Genomic DNA, 18,534 nt, shown 5'->3' on the forward strand with positions numbered 1-18,534 from the left:
TTAAGCGAAAATCGAGCGCTTTGCGACTGCCAAGGATTCTTGTTCGCCGATTTGGTCAAGCTGACTTATCTACTGCGCGAGATGCGCTTGACGGGCCGGCCTTCCATCCGCAAGTTGCACGGCGACAGGGGTGTCCGGCGGAGAGCAATTGAATGTCGATCAGCCCTGATGCCATTCTCGACATCTTCGAGACCGAGACCGGCCTGCCTCGCGACAAATTCCGCCCTGAAGCGACCTTGGCAGAACTCGACATTGCCTCGCTCGACCTTGTCAGCATTGCCTTCGAAGTCGAGGATAAATTGGGGGTCGAGATAAGAACGGACGACCTCAAGCCCGACATGACCGTCGGCGCGCTGATCGAGCAAATCCAGCTTCTGCGTTCGGCCTGATGGGAGAAGCTGTTGTCCTCACCGGCATGGGCTGCATCAGCGGCCTGGGTGTCGGAGTGGCGAGAAACTGGTCGCGAACGCTCGGCGGAGAGAGCGCGATCCGACCGATCGAACGAAATGGAATTACCGGCGTAGCTGCTTGGATCGCGACACAGGACAAGCCAGATCCAGCAGTCTGGCGCCGTTTCGGACGGCTCGATCCACTGTCGCTATTTGCGTTGGTTGCCGCAACGGAAGCCGTGGCACAGGCAGGCCTTGAAGGCCATTGTGTGCTGGAGGACCGAACGGCCATCCTGCTGGGCTGTGGCAGCGGCGGCAACGCAACGATCGACGAGGCATATGAGCGCCTCTATGCCCATCAGTCAAAGGTCCATCCCCAGACCATCCCGTCCTCAATGATCTCCGCGCCGGCGTCTCATGTGGCGATGGCGCTGGGCGTGCATGGCCCAACCTTCGTCCTGGGCAGTGCCTGCGCCTCATCCGCCCATGCCATTGGAGAAGCAATGCACATGATCCGTTCTGGTCGGGTGGACGTTGCCATAGCGGGGGGAACCGAAGCTTGTCTGACGCCAGGATCATGGACGGCATGGTCGGCGCTCGGCGTGCTGGCATCCGACACATGCCGCCCTTTCTCCCGCGATCGGCGCGGCATGGTGCTGGGAGAGGGAGCCGCAATATTGGTGCTGGAAAGCGAAGCGCATGCCCGGTCGCGAGGCGCAACGATCTTTGGCGAATTGGTCGGCTATGGCGCCAGCAGTGATGCCGCCCATATCACAGCACCCGACCGCGAGGGCATCATACGCGCCATCCGGGCTGCATATGCGGATGCAGATATCGATCCCGCTTCGCCTGCGCTGATCTCTACCCATGGCACGGGAACGCTGCTCAACGATGCGTCAGAGGCGCAAGCGTTGCACGCCTTCTATGGCGCTGGCCTCAAAGCGCATCGTGCCATGGCGACAAAATCCAGTCATGGTCATATGATTGGAGCGACCGGCGCGATGGAATTCCTGCTTGGAATGGTGGCGCTTCGCGAGGGATGGATTCCCCCTGTCCTCCATCATCTAGGCCCAGACGATAGCTGCGACATGGTGCCATTGGCATTGGAAGCGGAGAAGATCGGCCAGCGGCTGCTCGTGTCGAACAGTTTCGCCTTCGGCGGCCTCAACGCGGTGCTCATCGGACGATTGGCATGACGGCGGTTGCACACATCAACGCCATCGGCACTGCCAAGCCGCCGCACGAGGTCCATGACGCCTTCGTTCGTTTCGTTGCAGGTCGCATAGAAGCCCCCAAGACGCGACGGCTGTTCGAACGCATGGTGGAGCGTGCAGGCATAGAACAGCGTTTCTCCTATCTCGAGCCCGTCACGCTCGATGATGGAACGATCACGGATAGCGACGGCTTTTACGGTCCCGGGGAATGGCCCGGCACAGACGCGCGCATGGCTCGCTACGAGCGCGACGCTCCGCGTCTTGGCCTGGCCGCCATCAGCGCCTTGGGTGATGCGCTTGACCCTGGCTCGGTGACCCATCTGGTGGTCGCCTCCTGTACCGGCTTCATGGCCCCGGGCCTTGATCAGCGGATCGCTGCGGCGCTCGGTCTCCACCCTGGTGTGGAGCGGACCGTGGTGGGCTTCATGGGGTGCTATGCCGCCGTCAATTCGTTGCGGCTGGCACATCATATCGTTCGCTCGGAGCCGGCTGCGCGCGTGCTCGTGCTGACGCTGGAATTGTGTACGCTACATTTCCAGAAGACACTCGATCTGGAGCGGCTTTTAGCGATGCTGCTGTTCGGCGATGGCGCAGCTGTCGCGCTCGTGAGTGCCAAGCCTCATGGCCTTGCGCTTGATGATTTTCGTGCAACTACCTTGCCCGGCTCAGCAGAAGCAATCCGGTGGACGATCCGCAATCAGGGTTTCGACATGCACCTGGGCGGCGAGGTCCCGGGGCATATCGGGAATGCGTTGCGGCAGGAGATGAAGCGGAACGACGCCGACGGGCTTCTAAGGGGACAAAAAGATTATGATCTCTGGGCCGTTCATGCCGGTGGCCGATCCATCCTCGATGCGGTGGAGCAGGCACTGGAACTGTCGCCCGATGCACTGGACGCCTCGCGCACGATTTTGCGGGAGCAGGGCAACATGTCTTCCGCCACATTGATGTTCGTGCTGGCGCGCATGCTGGCAGAGCAAGGGGACGCGCGCGGCATCGCCATGGCATTTGGACCAGGATTGGCCGCCGAGAGCTTCCGCTTCACGCGGCTTGGTTGATCCATGGTCGACCTCTCCGCGCGATCTGGTCAACTGGAGTGGATGGACGGTGATAATGTGCCGGCAGAGCAGTTCGCCGCCTGTCTCACCGATCTGGCCAGAGTCAACACTGTCACCCTCGCCCGGCCGCCGACGCTAGGTTTCGTGGCGCAGGCGCTGGAAAAGACGTCGCCGGGTCATGTCCTGACCCTGGTGGATATAGGCTATGGCGCGGGAGACATGCTGCGCGCCATTCGCCGCCTGGCCGAGAGCAAGAGACGGGCGATCCGCCTGATCGGCATCGACATCAACCCGCGTAGCCTGCCCGCTGCCCGGACCGACACGCCAGCGGAAATGGCGATCGAATATCGAACCGGCGACGCGATGGCGATGGATGAGCCGATCGACCTCATCATCAGTTCGCTCGTCACGCATCATATGAGCAATGAGGAAATCATACGCTTCCTTCGCTGGATGGAAAATCGAGCGCGGGTCGGCTGGTTCGTGAACGACCTGCATCGCCATGCGCTGCCTTATCATGGCTTCCGCCTGCTTTCGGCGGCGATGCGCTGGCATGCCTTCGTGCGCCACGACGGGCCGCTATCCATCGCCCGCGCTTTTCGCCGCGAGGATTGGCTGGGGTTGCTGGAGCAGGCAGATCTTGCAGACAAGGCCATGCTCCGCTGGCATTTCCCTTTCCGTTATTGCCTGTCGCGCTGGCAGTGAAGGCAGATGCGCTGATCGTGGGCGGCGGACTGTCCGGGGCTGCCGCGGCAATCTGCCTCGCACGGGCGGGCCGATCCGTCCATCTACTGGAATCGCAGGACGGCATTCACCACAAGGCGTGCGGCGAATTTCTGTCCATAGAGGCGCAACAGCATCTGCAGCATATTGGCCTCGACCTCGACATTCTGGGCGCCTCCCAAATGCGCTTCATGCGGCTGGTGACGAACGGTGGGATAGCCGAGGCCCGTCTTCCGTTCGTGGCGCGAGGCCTCAGCCGGTCGCGATTGGACGAGGCGCTGATCGACATGGCAGCCAAGTCCGGGGCATATATAGAGCGGCCGGTCCGGGCGCTTGATCTTCTGTCGGGCGGCATACGCACGAATGTTGGCGAGCGGCAAGGTCGTGCCATTTTGCTGGCGACCGGCAAGATCGGTTTGCGCACCTTGCCAAAGATGGTGCCCGAAAATGCGCATGTTGGTTTCAAGATGCACTGGCGCCTGCCTGGAGCCGCGCTCGCCCGACTTGAAGAGTTGATCGAATTGACACTCTTCCCCGATGGCTACGCAGGTCTTCAATTAGTGGAGGGTGGCATTGCGAACCTCTGCCTTGTCCTGCGGCGGGAACGGCTGGCAGCGCTGGGCGGAAGATGGGAGGATGTTCTGGCAATGATCGCGCCGCTTTCGCCAGGCCTTCGCGCCGTTGCCGATGGGGAGCCTTTATTCGCCCGACCTGTAACCATCGCCAATCTACCCTATGGCCGCATTCACGCATCAGACGATGCTGAAGACATTTATCGGGTGGGTGACCAGGCCGCAATGACGGCCTCGCTCACAGGTGATGGTATGGCCATCGCATTACGCAGCGGCTGGCTTGCGGCGCAATCCATTCTCGCAGGACAGCCCGCGCCAATCTATCATGAAAGGCTGCGGGCGATGGTCGGGCCGCAGATTCGGCGAGGTATGGTCTTGCAACGTCTTGCCGAAAAACACTGGTTATCTGGTGCGGCCGTTGGCGTGCTTCGTGCATGCCCCGCCCTGTTACGCTGGATGGTCAAAGTGACCCGTTTGCCAGAAGCGAAGGGCTGATGCGACGCTTCGGTCTCACCGTCAATTGTAAGAGGATGATTAAACCGTAAGAGGATGATTAAACCGTAAGAGGATGATTAAACCGTAAGAGGATGATTAAACCGGTAGTGAAGCCCTAATGTCGGCAGGACAATGCTACGTCTGCCGACGATCGCTTTCGGACATCCGGTTTTCACCCATCAGTCTGATCAAGCGGCTTTCGTAGCGCCCCGCCGTCGCGCCATCATTCATCACTCGAACAATCGACCTGTTCGCTGATAAAACCAATCCAGGATGACCGTACGCTTCGGCGGCTCGCCATGTATAGACGTGATCAAAGCGTACAGCGTATAGCCTCTGGGCGGCATCGCTCCGGCGACCCAGCTTCCCAGCGGCAAATAGCCTATCTGGTGACCTTCCTGGTTCCAGACCATGATCGCGCATGGATTAATCGGGTTACCCGGCTCAGTTATCAATGCGACGCTTTGACCGACCGAGCAGCGCGCGATCGCATCCTGAAAGTAGCTTTCGCCTACTATGGAAATCGGCTTTATATCGTGCGCACTGCGGACATTATGAGCGCTTTTCAATCCCGATCTCCGTTGTTTTCTCTCTCCACCGATGCCTCTCACGGCGGATCGCAGCGTTTTAATGGACATCCTACCTTCCGCCATCGATCGCGCTATTTGAAGGGGCGCGCGGTGATAGGCTCGTGGGGAGATGGCCGACATACTCGAAGATTTCTTGCGTGTCAGCGTGCAGGAAAGATCGCGATGGCGCTTGAGAATGTGGTTAGCCCGTCGCACCAGTCGGATATATAGCTGGCGGGCCTAGCGCGCACGCAGCCAGTTGCAAGAGCCCAGACCGGTGTGGGGTGTTCTTCGCCATTTTGGCCCTTGCCAACAGCGTCAAATCCAAGCGTCGCGCCAATTTGGTCTGCATCATGCCACCGGGAATAATCATCTTTGACACGGCCCTAATGAATCATGCTTCCAGAGTGCGGCAATCGGGATATGTCCGATAGTTACCGCAATTTATCGGATTATCATCTCCCTTTGCAATTCATTGATCTCACATGAGCGTTTGGAACCTACAATCCGCTGAAAGAAGCGAAAAAATCCCATCGGGTGGCAGCGAAGGATCGGGATAGTCAGTCAGTTTTTGCGGAGATTGTTCGAGTATGTGCACCTATCGGCGCGTATCCGTTTCTCCGCCACAAAATTGCTTTAACCGTGACGGAAATGCCTCTTCCATGGCTCTTGGCAACGAGAGAGGAGAGAAATTACGGAACGCGACGCGCTTGCCAGATGGGTAGCACGGGAAATTCTGCCCCATGAACGTGACCTGCGGAGCTGGTTGCGGCGGCGTGTGCTTGCGGCGGCCGATGTGGAGGATATCGTGCAGGAATGCTATTGTCGTCTGGCCCAACTGCCTGATGTCGCGCATGTTGCCGTGCCTCGCGCCTATCTTTTCACGGTGGCGCGACACATATTGCAACGACAGGTGGAGCGGGCGCGGGTGGTTCGCATCGAGACTGCGTCCGGCATTGATGGTTGGGAAGAGGAAGGTGATCCTCTGACGCCCGAGCGCTTCGTGCAGGGACGCCAGGAATTGGCCAGGGTACAGGCGGCGCTCGCACAGCTGTCCGATCGTGCCCGCCGTATCTTCATCATGCGCAGGGTCGAGGGCTTGAGCCAGAAGATGATTGCCCAGACGCTGGGCGTCAGCGAAACCATTGTCGAGAATGAGGCGAGCCGCGGCTTGAGAACCATTCTTCGCACATTGACCGAGCCCGAACAGGAACAGCCTTCGAGCAGCGGAGGTGTCCATGCGCGAAAGCATTGACGAGGCAGCTGCCAACTGGGCCATGCGCCATCCCTTGGATGCGCATCAGCAGGCCGCTCTTGACGCATGGCTCGCACAGGACCGGCTCCATGCCGGGGCGCTGCTGCGTGCGCAGGCTGCCCTGGCCCTGGTGGAGGAAGCGCTTGTTGCCGACGCCAGGCCGGAGCACGGCTCCCATTGGACGCGGCGTCGATGGATGGCGGCCGGGGTCGGTGGTGCCATGGCGGCGGCGATTGCAGGCATGGTCGGGTTTTCGCGCTGGACGGGGGAGCATATCGCGACCGAGCGCGGTGAAATTCGGCGTCTTCCGCTCGAGGATGGTTCGGTCGCAACGATCGACAGTGGTAGCGACCTGCGGGTTGCCCTTGACGAGGAAAGCCGGCGCGTCACGCTGGCAAAAGGCCAGGCCTGGTTTCAGGTTGCAAAGGACCGGCGGCGTCCCTTCATCGTTGATGCCGGCATCGCGCAGGCAAGGGCGATCGGCACGGCCTTTTCCGTCAGTCGGACAGAAAATGGCGTGCAGATTGCCGTGACCGAGGGGATCGTGGCAACCTGGGCCCGTAACGGGGCAGGGGCGATGACCATCCTCAAGGCCGGGGATTTTGCGACCTTCGAGCGGGGTGCGCTGGTTCCCGCCACTGGCAATTCACCGCAGGCGATAGAGAGGTCGCTCGCCTGGCGAGCGGGTGAAATCGCGCTCGAAGGGGACACATTGTCTGACGCCATTGCCCGGTTCAACCGCTACAACAAGCAGCAACTGGTGCTGTCCGACCCGAGCCTGGCCAATGAGAAGCTGGTCGGCCTGTTCCGGATCGATAATCCGGCAGGTTTTGCGCGGACCCTGGCCATTTCCCTCGATATTTCGGTAAGTATGACGGCCGAGGAAATTCGCCTTTCGCGAAAAAAGATCGCAGGCAGCTGACGGAAAACCGACCGGGCCGTCTCTTGATGGTCGAGAGCGCACCAGAAAACAGGGCGCCAGACAGGGGAGGATGTATGAGAGCTTCGCGCGCCCATTTTCTGTTGGCTTCAGCCAGCCTGGCGTGGACCATGGCTTCGCCTGCGGAGGCGGCGGCCCAGGTCCGGCGATTCGATATCCCGGCGCAACCGGCGCGCACCGGCATCCCGCTCTTTGCCAGACAGGCGGGGATCGAAATATTGGTGTCGGCCCCCACAGCTGAGGGGGTTACCATTTCCGGCGTCAAAGGCGCGATGGATGTGTCGCAGGCGCTTGAGCGCCTGCTTGCAGGCACGGATCTCGTCATGGTGAGGGTCGGCAGCGCCATCGTGCTCAAGCGAGGCAAGGTCGGTCCGACCCCGGCAGCCGCTTTCACCATGATGCCGGCCGGTGAGCCCGATCCACAGGAGCATGAAACGGCGAGCGCTGCACCAGATGACATTGTCTCTTCCGACAATCAGGCGGCGCAGGACATCATCGTCACCGGCATTCGCGGCTCGCTGCAGCAGTCGATCAATGTGAAGCGTCGCGCCAGCAACATCGTAGATGTCATCACGGCGCAGGATATCGGCAAGCTGCCTGACCAGAATGTCGCCGAATCCATGAGCCGCATCACCGGCGTCCAGATCACCCGGCGCGAAGGCGACGGTTCCAACTTCACCGTCCGCGGCATTTCCCAGAACCGTCTGGAAATCAACGGCCGCACCTTCCTGGGGCCGGGTGCAGGTGGCAGTGCGTCGCTTGAATCGATCAGTCCGGAAATCATCGGCAGCATCGTCGTCTCTAAGTCTCCCACCGCCGACATGCCCGAAGGGGCGCTCGGCGCCACCGTGAACCTCAAGACCAAGCGTCCGCTCGACCTTGACGACCTTGTCATCAGCGGGCGGCTGCAGGGTGCCTATACCGACCAGGCCGATCATCTTGGCTACCGAGGCTCTGCCCTTGTCTCGAAGAATTTCGACGATCGCTTCGGCGTCCTTGCCAGCATCGCCTATTCCAACACGCATACCCAGGGACAGTCATTCGATTCCGGCGGCTGGACCCGTACCGATGCCATCGACGGCGATGGTGACGGCGTCGACGATCCCGGCCTCTTCCGGCCGAATCGTTTCATGGCGCGCATCTATGATCGGCGGGAGCAGCGCCTGACGCTCAACAGTTCGCTGCAGTTTCGTCCTGCCGACAATTGGGAGATCATTCTCGACGGCACTTATTCCCGGCTGAAACGGGAACGCAACAGCGCCAATTACCAGATTCTCTTCAATAATAATGACGTCGATGCCGTTGCTGACGAACATGGCACCGTCGTCAGCGGCACCTTCACCGGCGTGACGCTGCGGCCGCTCATCTATGACGAGCCGACCGAGTTCCGATCCACCAATCTTGGTTTCTCGACCAAATATGATGGTGATGTCGTGACGATGTCGGCGGACGCTTCCTACAGCAAGGGCAAGGGCACGGATGGTGGCCCTGGCGCATCTTTCACCTATGTGGTGGTCCCGCGTGCCGGCAATGTCACCAACGCAAGCTATGATTTCTCGAGTGGTGGCCCGGTGCCCAACCTCTCGCTCGACACCAATTTCGACCGTAATGATCCGGCGCAATATCAGCTGGCATCGATCTTCGATGGCGACAATATCACTAACAACAGCGGCTATGACGGCCGTGTCGATTTCGACATCCGCACCGATTGGGGCTTGCTCAGCTCGATCCAGGTTGGCTCGCGCTACGAGAAGATCAAATTTTATTCGGAATCGCCACAGAGCGTCCCCTCTGCGGCAAGCCTGCTGGCCGTTGGTGACAAGAATGGCGATGGCATCATCACCGTCGATGAGATGCCGGGGCTCAATTATGACAATAGCATGAGCAGCTTCTTTCCCGGAGCCTCGGGCGATTTTCCACGCGACTTGCTGACCGGGACCGTGGACAAGGATGTTGCACGCGATGCATTTGGCCTGCCGATCCCTCGTGCCGACACGATCCCGCTTGGTCGCGTGTCGATCCGCGACGTGGATCAGGACACGCTCGCCTTCTATGTCCGGGCAAATTTCAAGAGCGAGGTCGGATCAATGCCGATCACCGGCAATGCGGGGGTGCGCTATATCAGTATCGAGCGCATATCCTCGGGCTATCTGTCGGATACACAGGCAACCGCGTCGAAATCGCGCTTCGACTATTGGTTGCCGAGCGCCAACCTCTCGCTCGAGCTGTCTCCCAGCCTCATGTTCCGCGCTGCCGCTGCCAAGGTGGTCGCGCGTCCCAGCCTCAACGATGTCGGGGTGAGCTTCATTCCATTCATCGTCGCCCGCACGGGATCGCGTGGCAATCCCGCCCTGCGGCCGTTCCAGGCAACGCAATATGATGCGACACTGGAATGGTATTTTGCGCCGTCCAGTGCGCTGACGCTGGCGGGATTCTACAAGGACGTCAGTTCCTTCACCATCAACACGACCCGGCCCGAATTCGTGCCCGGCCTGTCGACGGGGCCGGACGACCTGTTCCAGATTACCCAGCCGGTCAATGGCAAGTCGGGTACCATCAAGGGATTCGAACTGGCCTATCAGCACGCGCTGCGTTTCCTGCCGGCGCCCTTCGACAATCTCGGCATCCAGGCCAATTATACCTTCGTCGACAGCAAGACGCCGCTGGTAGACGAGGCGACCCAACTCGGCCTGCCATTGCCGGGCCTGTCGAAGCATAGCTATAATCTCATCGGCTATTATGAGGACGAGTTGCTGTCCTTCCGGGTCGCCTATATCCACCGAAGCAAATATCTGCAGGGGCAGGGCAGCGCCGCATCGGGCGGCAGTTCCTATATGCAGGCCAGGGGGCAACTCGACGCTTCGGCCCAGATCAACCTCACCAAGACCGTCCGCCTGACGGCTGAGGCCATCAATCTCACCCGGTCCGTCGAACGGCAATATCTCCAGGATCCGGCGCGCCTGCTCAGTTCGCTGCGAGAGGACCGCCGTTTCTTCTTCGGCGTGGCGGCGACTTTCTGATGGCTGGCAGGATCAAGGCGCTTCGCCCCATGCTCGCCGCGGCCCTTCTGCTGGCCGGCGCGGCCGACGCCAGCACGGTTGCACAAACACCGGCGGATATCGTGATATATGGCTGCACCTCGGCCGGCGTCATTGCGGCGGTCGAGGCACGGCGGCTGGGCCGGTCGGTGCTTCTCGTCTGTCGCGACGCCTATGTCGGCGGCATGACGACCAATGGCCTGGGCTGGTCCGACACCGGCAATCATCGCGCCATTGGTGGCCTCTCGCTCGAATTTTATCGGCGGGTGAAGCGTCATTATGATGATCCGGCTGCCTGGACCTTTGCCAGGCGTCCGGAGAACGCCGAGAATTTCGTCAATGACGATGCGATGTGGCAATTCGAGCCCAAGGTGGCTGAGGAGATTTACGAGGCCTGGCTGAAGGAGGCCGGTGTTAATGTCGTTCGATCCCAGCCGATCGATCGGCGGGACGGGGCCGTGGAGGTGCGAGCCGGTCGGGTTGTCGCCTTCCGTTCCGGGACCGGTCGTCGTTTTGCCGGGCATGTCTTTATTGATGCCAGCTATGAAGGCGATCTGATGGCAGGGGCAGGGGTGGGCTTTGCGGTCGGGCGCGAAGCCAATGCCACCTATGGCGAGACGCTGAACGGTGTCCAGATGGCCAACACGACCAACCATCAATTCACCCTGGACGTCGATCCCTATGTCGTCCCCGGCAAGCCCGACAGCGGCCTGTTGCCGCGGGTAACGGCAGATCAGATCGCACCGGACGGCACGGGCGACCATCGCATACAGGCCTATACATTCCGTATGTGCCTGACCGACGTGCCAGCCAACCGCACGCCTTTTCCCAGGCCGCGCCATTATGATCCGCGCCAATATGCGTTGCTCAAACGCTATATGGATGCGGGCTATCGGGATTTCTTCCGCAAATTCGACCGCATCCCAAACGGCAAGACCGACACCAACAATTTCGGTGCCTTCTCCTTCGATGATATCGGCATGAATTACCGCTATCCCGAGGGGACCGACACCGAACGGGCTGCCATCATCCAGGAGCATGTGGACTATCAGCAGGGACTGCTGTGGTTCATGGCAAACGATCCTGGCGTGCCGGCCGAGACGCGCACGGAAATGTCGCGCTGGGGCCTGTGCAAGGATGAATTCACGGCCAATGGCAACTGGCCGCGGGAAGTTTATGTGCGCGAAGCGCGGCGCATGGTTTCGGACTTTGTCATGGCCGAACCGCATCTGCGCGGCACGAAGGCGACGCCCCGGCCGGTCGGCATGGGATCATATAATATGGACTCGCACAATGTCCGGCGGATCGTCGATGCAAGAGGCTTTGCGCGCAACGAAGGGAATATCGAGGTCAGCCCGGAACGCGCCTATCCGATCAGCTATGATGCGATCATCCCGAAGCGCCAGGAAGCGACCAATCTACTGGTCCCGGTCGCCTTGTCGGCATCGCACATTGCCTATGGCTCGATCCGAATGGAGCCCGTCTTCATGATCCTTGGCCAATCGGCCGCTGCTGCGGCATCCATCGCGATCCGGGAGGGCAGGAACGTGCAGGATGTCGATTACGGGATGCTGAAACAGCAATTATTGTCCGAGCAGCAGATCTTGGCGCTGGACTGATAACGGATCATCCATAGAGCCTGAGCGATAGAGCTCTGTAGGCCTATAGAACAGCAATGTTCATACGGGCCTCAGGGCCTCCCGGTTTGCATCATGAGCCCTGCAGTCGCTTTGGCACTTCCGACAACGCCCGGGATGCCCGCGCCGGGATGGGTACCTGCTCCTACCAGGAAAAGATTTTCAAATCGGTCATCACGATTATGTGCTCGAAACCAGGCGCTCTGCGTCAGCACCGGTTCCAGACTGAACGCGCTACCAAGATGAGCGTCCAAATCCCTTTGGAAATCTTCCGGCGTATAGTGAAAGCAGATTTCGATCCGATCCTCGATATCGGGGATCAACAGGTCGCGAATGCGGCCTATGATGATTTGGCGATAGCGGTCGCCCTCCTCCGCCCAATCGACTGGCGCAGCGCCCAAATGAGGCACAGGGGCGAGCGCGTACAAGACCGATTTGCCGGCAGGAGCCACGCTTGCGTCACTGCCTCCGGGATTATGCAAATAGATTGACGGGTCCTTCGGCAAGCGGCCCCCCTTGTAAATGTCGTCCAATAAGGGACCGTAGCGATCGGAAAATAGAATCGAGTGGTGCGCGATTTTCGGAAAATTTCCCTTAATTCCCATATGTAAAACAAAAAGACTGGGAGAAAATCGCTTAGCTTCGAGTGAATGCCTTTTCCTCAATGCGTGAGAAGACCCGACGATCATTTTATAGGTGCTGACAACATCCGCGTTGGAGGCGATCTGATCTGCATGAATGCGACGTCCAGCCTGCGTGATCACGCCAGTTACGCGACGCCCTTCATGTAAAATTTCCCGTACCGGTTCATTCAGCATGAGCGTTCCGCCCAATCGCTCAAAAAGCGCCACCATCCCATCGACGAGTGCGTTGGTGCCGCCAGTCGTCCACCATATTCCTCCCTCCCGCTCCAAGTGGTGGATGAGGGCGTAGATGCCACTCGTGCTCATCGGATTTCCCCCGACCAGCAAAGTGTGGAATGACAGGGCCTGGCGTAGCTTTTCGTTCCCCACGAAGCTCGATACGATTGCATAGACAGACCGCCATGCTTTGTGCCGGGCAAGGGCGGGTGCCGCTTTCAACATGCTCTTGAAATCAAGAAATGGGACAGCACCCAGCTTTACGTAGCCCTCCTGGTAAACTGACCGCGCATAGTCCAGAAACCGGCGGTAGCCTTCGATGTCTTTCGCATCGAGCTTGGCAATCTCTTTTTCCAACAGCGCGTCATCATTGGAATAATCGAACTGTGTGCCATCGTTCCAGACAAGCCTATAAAAGGGGCTCACCGGCTTGAGGGTCACATCCTCATCCATTCGATTGCCTGAAAGCATCCATAATTCTTCCAGGCAGGCCGGATCGGTAATCACGGTCGGACCGGCGTCGAATATGTAACCTTCTCTTTCCCAGCGATAGGCTCGCCCGCCTGGGCGATCGCGTGCCTCAATAAGCGTCGTGCCGATACCGGCACTTTGCAAGCGGATTGCAAGCGCAAGTCCCCCAAAGCCTGATCCGATGACGATTGCAGAAGGCTTTGATGACATCATGTATCGCCTTGGTTTGAGGAATGCTGGTTCAAGGCATCGCTATGGAATTGGTGGAGTGCCACAACCTGTCCAAAGGGGAGTATGGTATTCAAAGCCAAAAACTGAAAATATGTCAGATAGATAGGATGAGGCGATGATCAGCGCACCAGACGATAGAGAAGATCAGGCTTTTTCTCCTGGCCCCAGACGGGTGCTGTTGGCCAATCCGCGTGGCTTTTGCGCTGGCGTACGACGTGCGATTGCAGCCGTTGAGGACGCGCTGCATGTCCATGGTGCTCCTGTCTATGTGCGCCATGCGATCGTGCACAACCGAAGGGTGCTAAAGCAGCTTGAGGAATTAGGCGCCGTTTTTGTCGAGGATGTGAGCGAAATCCCTCAAGGCGCGGTCACGATATTGTCCGCGCATGGAAGTGCAGCCGCCGTGAAAGCGCAGGCGGATCAACGTGGTTTGCGCGTCGTGGATGCCATTTGCCCTTTGGTCGCAAAAATTCATTCCGAGGTCGCTCAGTGGAATTCGCAAGGCCGCCACGTCTTGCTCATCGGCCATGCGGACCATCCCGAGATAATCGGAACCACTGGACAATTGCCCCGTGACGCCATTTCGATAGTAGCGGATCTGGCCAGTGTCAGCGCCCTCCCCCTGCCAGATGAAACGCCAGTAGCTTACGCCGTCCAGACGACCTTTTCAGTCGCCGATTCAGCACGATTGATCGAGGCGATAGAGGCTCGATTCTCCAATTGCGTCGGTCCGCGTTCAAGCGATATCTGCTATGCAACCACAAACCGGCAATCTGCTGTGACGCAAATAGCGCCGCGTTGCGATATCATGTTGATTGTTGGAGATCCCACATCTTCGAATGCGCGCCGACTGGTCGAAGCGGCGCTGGCGGCTGATTGTCCGCAGGCATTTCTGATCGAAAATGCTGAAGATTTGGCTCATATTCCTCTGGCGAAAGCCTCTACAATAGGGTTGAGCGCAGCCGCATCCGCCCCGGACGAGGCGATTGAAGAAATATGTTCCTGGCTCGATGGCCTTGGCTTCTTGCGCGAGGAAATGGCTGGACCGGAAGAATCAATCCGATTTCGACCCATTTCAGTGGTAACGACCGAGCAAGCCCCTCCGCATCTGCCCAAGATTCTGGCTGATGATCGTGCAGCAGTCGACACGGTGCTGATGGATGCGATCGGTGACTGTCCCACACGCAATATTCGTCTCGCCGACGCGATGCGCTACGCTGCTACGGCAGGAGGAAAGCGTTTTAGAGCCGCTCTTGCCCTGGCTGTGGCTGAAATGTTGGGGGGTGACCGGGGTTCGGCACTGCGTGTCGCTGCGGCAATTGAGTGCGTACATGCTCAGTCCCTTGTCCACGACGATTTGCCCTGCATGGACGATGACGATCTTCGGCGAGGACGACCTACCGTTCATCGTCGGTTCGACGAGGCCACAGCGGTCCTGGCGGGCGATGCTCTGCTGGCACTGGCCTTTGAAATTCTCTCTGATCCGCGCACCCATGCCGATGCGGCTGTGCGCAGCGAACTTGTTCTGGGCCTTGCGAAATGCATCGGTCAGGATGGACTTGCCGGCGGTCAGATGATGGATCTGTACCCCGAAGCAGATCTTTCACGAGAAGGGCTCATCGATTGCCTCAATCGGAAAACTGGCGCACTTGTGCAGTTCGCAGTGGAAGCAGGCATGTTGCTAAGCCGAAGCAATGCGCAAACGCGCAGCGCGTTAAAGTCCTATGCTACTGACCTCGGCCTTCTTTTCCAGCTCAGGGACGACCTCCTCGATTCTGAGGGCGATGCAGCCATTGTCGGAAAGGCCGTAAACAAGGACAAAGATAAAAGCCGGGAGACCGGCGTCACGGTCCTGGGGGCAGAAACTACAGCTCTTGAAGTGGAAGCGCTCCTGCGCGCATGCGATAGCGCTCTGGAGCCGTTTGGCATAAGCGCTGCCCGATTGAGGACTTTGGCCCGGTTCGCTGCGCGGCGCGACCTCTAGAGGCCAGCTTCTATCGCAATCCGGATTGCCTCTGCCACCGACCGCACTTCCAAAGTTCGAAGAACGGCAGCGCGGTGCATCTTAACCGTCCGCTCGGTAACCCCCAGCTCGAACGCGATTTGTTTATTGAGGCGCCCTTGGGCAAGCGCCTCGATTATTTGACGCTGACGGCCACTAAGATTTTCAATTCGCATGCGTGCCTGCTGATGGCGGCTGACCGGCCGATCGTCGATGGCCATCTGAGAACCCAGAAAGAATTCCAGTTCGCCTTCGTCATCGAAAAGCGGCGCAACCATTACAGCGTTGCGAAAAGGGGTGCCGTTTTTACGGTAATTAATCAGTTCGACCATGACAGGTCGCACCTGGGCTACAGCGTCGCGCAACATCTCCGTCTGCTCGGCCTCGGTTCCGGCACCGCGCAGGAACCGGCAGTTTCGGCCTATGACCTCATCTTGGGAGTAGCCCGTCAACTCAACAAAGGCAGGATTGCAGGCCACGATAGGATTGTCCGCGCGCCGAGGATCGCTGACCACGGCCGCTACCTGGCTGTTGCAAATCAGAGAATTGGGATCCGATATTCTGGTCACTGCAACTCCTTCCCATTTGGTCATATCGCAGAGCCCTGTTCAGTTGACTAGCATGTCCTCTTCGCATCGCTTGCAAGGGGCAGGCGGCCAGTTATTCGAGAGCTGTCATGAATTTCGTTACTGCCGGGTTCGTCCCTATCGATGAGGATAGCTCGAAAAGCGGTCCAGAGCCTCTCTCAGCTCCCCAAGAAGTTCACGATGCTATCCGAACGCTTCTGCGATGGACGGGCGACGATCCTGATCGTGAAGGCCTTCGAGATACGCCTGCGCGCGTGACGCGTGCATGGAAAGAATATTGCAACGGATATGAGATCGATCCAGCCACCTATCTTTCTCGCACGTTCGATGAGGTAGGAGGATATGATGAAATAGTCCTCTTGCGTGACATTCCTTTCCAGTCCCACTGTGAGCATCATCTTGCGCCAATCACGGGAACCGCCTCGATAGCCTACCTTCCCAAGGACAGGGTCGTGGGCATATCCAAATTGGCCCGTGTTCTGAACGGATATGCCCGGCGCCTCCAGGTCCAGGAGCGCCTTACCGCTCAAATTGCGGACTGTATCTGGAACAATCTCAAGCCCCATGGGGTCGCTGTCATCATCAACGCAAGTCATGGTTGCATGACCGGCCGCGGTGTACGTACCCATGGCGTAACGATGACGACGAGCAAGATGCTCGGCTGCTTCCGCGATGCTCCCACAAGCCGTAGGGAGATCATGACACTCATGCAGTCTCAATAAAATGCCTCGCATTGGCATCATCGGGGCTGGCATTGCAGGATTGGCCTGCGCAGGACGGCTGCGTCATTGCGGTGAAATCATGCTCGTCGACAAGGGGCATCGTCCCGGTGGCAGGCTCACAACGGTCGCAATTGGATCATCATCATGGGATTTAGGAGCGCCTTGGTTCACGGCAAGGGATCCCCGATTCCGAACTGAAGTCGGGCGTTGGCGAAAGGCTGGCTGGGCCTCGCGTTGGAGCGACGGCCCAGGGAATGCGATGGTAGGCGTGCCTGCAATGGCCACCTTGGTTCGCGAGCAAAGCCGGCGTTTTGACGTCCATTTTGAGTTCCGGGTTCAATCTCTTGTCAGGGAAGATGCCGGTTGGATGATCCAGGCAGAGGGAGATTGCGTAGGTCCATTCGACACGGTGGTGATCGCCGTTCCGGCTGAGCAGGCGGCACCACTGCTGTCTCTTCACGATCTCGAAGCTGCGCGCGAGGCCGCGTCTGTTAGATCCTCACCTTGCTGGGCGGTTATGGTCGAATTTCCGCATCAACTGGATGTACCAACGCCGTTCGCTACCAACGTCGATATTTTCTCGATGGTTGCGTGCAACAGGTCCAAACCTGAAAGGGGTGATGGTGAATGTTGGATATTGCACGCCAACAGCCACTGGTCCCAGGATCATCTGGAATGGTCGCCGCCTGAGGTTGCCGCGTATCTTCTCGACGCCTTTGCGCGACTTTTCCAGATCAGGCTCCCTGCCCCCACATTTTTGAAGGCCCATCGCTGGCGGTTCTCGCAGCCCTATGCGCAGTCGAGCAGGATCATCTGGAATCCAGGCATAGGCTTGGGCGCCTGTGGAGACTGGTGTCATTCACCGACGGTCGAGGGCGCATGGCTTTCGGGCGTCCTGCTCGCTGACGCAATGCTGTCGCAACCGATCGATGCTAGCGTCAATGGAGCCGTCGAACGATGAGCGCTTTGCAAAATGAGACAGGCAAATTTCTGGCCCGGCCCGCAACGGCGGCGATATTCGGCGCGAGTGGCGCGATCGGCCAGGCCGTTGCGCTCAGTCTCGCGCAAGGTGGTCGGTTCAGTTCGGTCCACACCGGCTCGCGAAAAGGTCGATCTGTTCCAGCCCCGAACTGCGTGCCCTTCAGCTTCGACCTGGAGAGTGAGGCGTCGATTGTGGCGGCAGCAGCAACTCTGCCAAGCTCGCTCGACCTGATATTTGTCTGCACCGGCATGTTGCACGATCAGGCGGCGGCAATCGCTCCGGAAAAGACGATGCGTGCCTTGGACGCCAAAGCACTCGCGCGAAGCTATTTGATAAATGCTATCGGCCCCGCTCTCATCGCCAAACATGTCCTGCCACGGCTTGCGAAAGATCGACGCGCCATCTTCGCTGTGCTTTCAGCAAAGGTCGGGTCGATCGGCGATAACCGGCTTGGCGGTTGGCATGCCTATCGGGCAAGCAAGGCAGCACTGAACATGATGATCCGAAATTTCGCGATCGAGATGGGTCGGACACATCCCCAGGCCATCGCCGCTGCCCTCCATCCCGGCACCGTAAGGAGCGCCCTTTCCGCTCCCTTCACCGCCCGCATTTCGACCGGAAAAATCTTCACGCCGGAATATGCTGCGGAGCGGCTGCTCGATGTGCTCGATGGGCTTACACCGCAAGACAGTGGCGGGCTGTTCGCGTGGAACGGAGTCCGGCTGCCAGACTAAAGTGGTACGAGCGGCGCGTCTCCCTCCTTCACGGAAACATCCAACATTCGGTGCG

Annotated in this window: 16 protein-coding genes and 1 pseudogene; 14 read left to right on the forward strand and 3 right to left on the reverse strand. The window is 59.1% G+C overall.

All coding sequences use genetic code 11. The annotated features are described in order from the left end of the window. The first annotated feature begins 152 nt into the window (after positions 1-152). Genes ACUCV3_RS19210 through ACUCV3_RS19230 form a run of 5 tightly spaced genes read left to right on the forward strand, consistent with a single transcriptional unit; the run spans position 153 to position 4,451 of the window. Positions 153-389 (forward strand): acyl carrier protein, encoded by a 237-nt coding sequence (locus ACUCV3_RS19210; protein WP_065107765.1) that lies wholly within the window; start codon positions 153-155, stop codon positions 387-389. Beyond that, positions 389-1,585 (forward strand): beta-ketoacyl-[acyl-carrier-protein] synthase family protein, encoded by a 1,197-nt coding sequence (locus tag ACUCV3_RS19215; RefSeq protein ID WP_482240991.1) that lies wholly within the window; start codon positions 389-391, stop codon positions 1,583-1,585. The genes ACUCV3_RS19210 and ACUCV3_RS19215 overlap by 1 nt, the downstream gene beginning before the upstream one ends. Beyond that, positions 1,582-2,661 carry a type III polyketide synthase gene (locus ACUCV3_RS19220; protein WP_063141915.1) on the forward strand — a complete coding sequence of 360 codons (1,080 nt, stop codon included), beginning with the start codon at positions 1,582-1,584 and terminating at the stop codon, positions 2,659-2,661. Before ACUCV3_RS19215 ends, ACUCV3_RS19220 begins: the two co-directional genes overlap by 4 nt. A 42-nt stretch (positions 2,662-2,703) precedes the next feature. Beyond that, on the forward strand, positions 2,704-3,366 hold the full coding sequence (locus ACUCV3_RS19225) for a methyltransferase domain-containing protein (protein WP_482240992.1): 663 nt from the start codon (positions 2,704-2,706) through the stop codon (positions 3,364-3,366). Further along, positions 3,363-4,451: an NAD(P)/FAD-dependent oxidoreductase gene (locus ACUCV3_RS19230; protein ID WP_063141961.1), complete on the forward strand. Its 1,089-nt coding sequence runs from the start codon at positions 3,363-3,365 to the stop codon at positions 4,449-4,451. Before ACUCV3_RS19225 ends, ACUCV3_RS19230 begins: the two co-directional genes overlap by 4 nt. Positions 4,452-4,681: 230 nt before the next feature. Here ACUCV3_RS19230 and ACUCV3_RS19235 read toward each other — a convergent pair whose 3' ends face one another. Next, positions 4,682-5,089 (reverse strand): HIRAN domain-containing protein, encoded by a 408-nt coding sequence (locus tag ACUCV3_RS19235; protein WP_161489728.1) that lies wholly within the window; start codon positions 5,087-5,089, stop codon positions 4,682-4,684. Between the two features lie 685 nt (positions 5,090-5,774). On the opposite strand from ACUCV3_RS19235, the gene ACUCV3_RS19240 reads away from it, so the two are divergent. The 4 genes from ACUCV3_RS19240 (at position 5,775) to ACUCV3_RS19255 (ending at position 11,872) form a co-directional block, all read left to right on the forward strand. After that, a complete protein-coding gene (locus ACUCV3_RS19240) occupies positions 5,775-6,275 on the forward strand; it encodes an RNA polymerase sigma factor (protein ID WP_081215309.1) in 501 nt (166 codons plus the stop codon). Continuing rightward, positions 6,259-7,197 (forward strand): FecR family protein, encoded by a 939-nt coding sequence (locus ACUCV3_RS19245; protein ID WP_063141907.1) that lies wholly within the window; start codon positions 6,259-6,261, stop codon positions 7,195-7,197. Before ACUCV3_RS19240 ends, ACUCV3_RS19245 begins: the two co-directional genes overlap by 17 nt. 128 nt (positions 7,198-7,325) lie before the next feature. After that, a complete protein-coding gene (locus ACUCV3_RS19250; RefSeq protein ID WP_482240993.1) occupies positions 7,326-10,235 on the forward strand; it encodes a TonB-dependent receptor in 2,910 nt (969 codons plus the stop codon). Between the two features lie 29 nt (positions 10,236-10,264). Next, positions 10,265-11,872: an FAD-dependent oxidoreductase gene (locus tag ACUCV3_RS19255; protein WP_482240994.1), complete on the forward strand. Its 1,608-nt coding sequence runs from the start codon at positions 10,265-10,267 to the stop codon at positions 11,870-11,872. Positions 11,873-11,943: 71 nt separating this feature from the next. Here ACUCV3_RS19255 and ACUCV3_RS19260 read toward each other — a convergent pair whose 3' ends face one another. Beyond that, positions 11,944-13,431, reverse strand: coding sequence for a phytoene desaturase (locus ACUCV3_RS19260; RefSeq protein ID WP_482241009.1), 1,488 nt, complete (start codon positions 13,429-13,431; stop codon positions 11,944-11,946). 136 nt (positions 13,432-13,567) lie between these two features. On the opposite strand from ACUCV3_RS19260, the gene ispH reads away from it, so the two are divergent. Then, entirely contained in the window at positions 13,568-15,436 is a 1,869-nt protein-coding gene (gene ispH / locus ACUCV3_RS19265; protein ID WP_482240995.1) for a 4-hydroxy-3-methylbut-2-enyl diphosphate reductase, read from the forward strand. Here the strand turns inward: ispH and ACUCV3_RS19270 are convergent. Next, positions 15,433-16,047 carry a response regulator transcription factor gene (locus tag ACUCV3_RS19270; RefSeq protein WP_434404213.1) on the reverse strand — a complete coding sequence of 205 codons (615 nt, stop codon included), beginning with the start codon at positions 16,045-16,047 and terminating at the stop codon, positions 15,433-15,435. The genes ispH and ACUCV3_RS19270 overlap by 4 nt on opposite strands. Before the next feature lie 83 nt (positions 16,048-16,130). On the opposite strand from ACUCV3_RS19270, the gene folE reads away from it, so the two are divergent. The 4 genes and pseudogenes from folE (at position 16,131) to ACUCV3_RS19290 (ending at position 18,479) form a co-directional block, all read left to right on the forward strand. Then, the gene (gene folE, locus ACUCV3_RS19275; protein WP_287003281.1) at positions 16,131-16,763 is read left to right on the forward strand and encodes a GTP cyclohydrolase I FolE; all 633 of its coding nucleotides are present in this window, start codon (positions 16,131-16,133) and stop codon (positions 16,761-16,763) included. A 1-nt stretch (position 16,764) separates the two neighbouring features. After that, positions 16,765-16,953, forward strand: a pseudogene (locus ACUCV3_RS19280) (NAD(P)-binding protein); the annotation flags it as partial. Positions 16,954-17,040: 87 nt separating this feature from the next. Then, positions 17,041-17,724, forward strand: coding sequence for an NAD(P)/FAD-dependent oxidoreductase (locus ACUCV3_RS19285; RefSeq protein WP_235654631.1), 684 nt, complete (start codon positions 17,041-17,043; stop codon positions 17,722-17,724). Beyond that, positions 17,721-18,479, forward strand: coding sequence for an SDR family NAD(P)-dependent oxidoreductase (locus ACUCV3_RS19290; RefSeq protein WP_434404211.1), 759 nt, complete (start codon positions 17,721-17,723; stop codon positions 18,477-18,479). The genes ACUCV3_RS19285 and ACUCV3_RS19290 overlap by 4 nt, the downstream gene beginning before the upstream one ends. Positions 18,480-18,534: the final 55 nt, after the last annotated feature.

Source organism: Sphingobium sp. VMM (genome assembly GCF_056790315.1).

Bases quoted from the DNA above. Each gene is read 5' to 3' on its own strand.
- ACUCV3_RS19270 (WP_434404213.1), bottom strand. From the start codon at position 16,047: ATGACCAAATGGGAAGGAGTTGCAGTGACCAGAATATCGGATCCCAAT.
- ACUCV3_RS19210 (WP_065107765.1), top strand. From the start codon at position 153: ATGTCGATCAGCCCTGATGCCATTCTCGACATCTTCGAGACCGAGACC.
- ACUCV3_RS19255 (WP_482240994.1), top strand. From the start codon at position 10,265: ATGCTCGCCGCGGCCCTTCTGCTGGCCGGCGCGGCCGACGCCAGCACG.
- ACUCV3_RS19215 (WP_482240991.1), top strand. From the start codon at position 389: ATGGGAGAAGCTGTTGTCCTCACCGGCATGGGCTGCATCAGCGGCCTG.
- ispH (WP_482240995.1), top strand. From the start codon at position 13,568: ATGATCAGCGCACCAGACGATAGAGAAGATCAGGCTTTTTCTCCTGGC.
- folE (WP_287003281.1), top strand. From the start codon at position 16,131: ATGAATTTCGTTACTGCCGGGTTCGTCCCTATCGATGAGGATAGCTCG.
- ACUCV3_RS19245 (WP_063141907.1), top strand. From the start codon at position 6,259: ATGCGCGAAAGCATTGACGAGGCAGCTGCCAACTGGGCCATGCGCCAT.
- ACUCV3_RS19285 (WP_235654631.1), top strand. From the start codon at position 17,041: ATGGCCACCTTGGTTCGCGAGCAAAGCCGGCGTTTTGACGTCCATTTT.
- ACUCV3_RS19220 (WP_063141915.1), top strand. From the start codon at position 1,582: ATGACGGCGGTTGCACACATCAACGCCATCGGCACTGCCAAGCCGCCG.
- ACUCV3_RS19290 (WP_434404211.1), top strand. From the start codon at position 17,721: ATGAGCGCTTTGCAAAATGAGACAGGCAAATTTCTGGCCCGGCCCGCA.
- ACUCV3_RS19250 (WP_482240993.1), top strand. From the start codon at position 7,326: ATGGCTTCGCCTGCGGAGGCGGCGGCCCAGGTCCGGCGATTCGATATC.
- ACUCV3_RS19260 (WP_482241009.1), bottom strand. From the start codon at position 13,431: ATGTCATCAAAGCCTTCTGCAATCGTCATCGGATCAGGCTTTGGGGGA.
- ACUCV3_RS19235 (WP_161489728.1), bottom strand. From the start codon at position 5,089: ATGTCCATTAAAACGCTGCGATCCGCCGTGAGAGGCATCGGTGGAGAG.
- ACUCV3_RS19225 (WP_482240992.1), top strand. From the start codon at position 2,704: ATGGACGGTGATAATGTGCCGGCAGAGCAGTTCGCCGCCTGTCTCACC.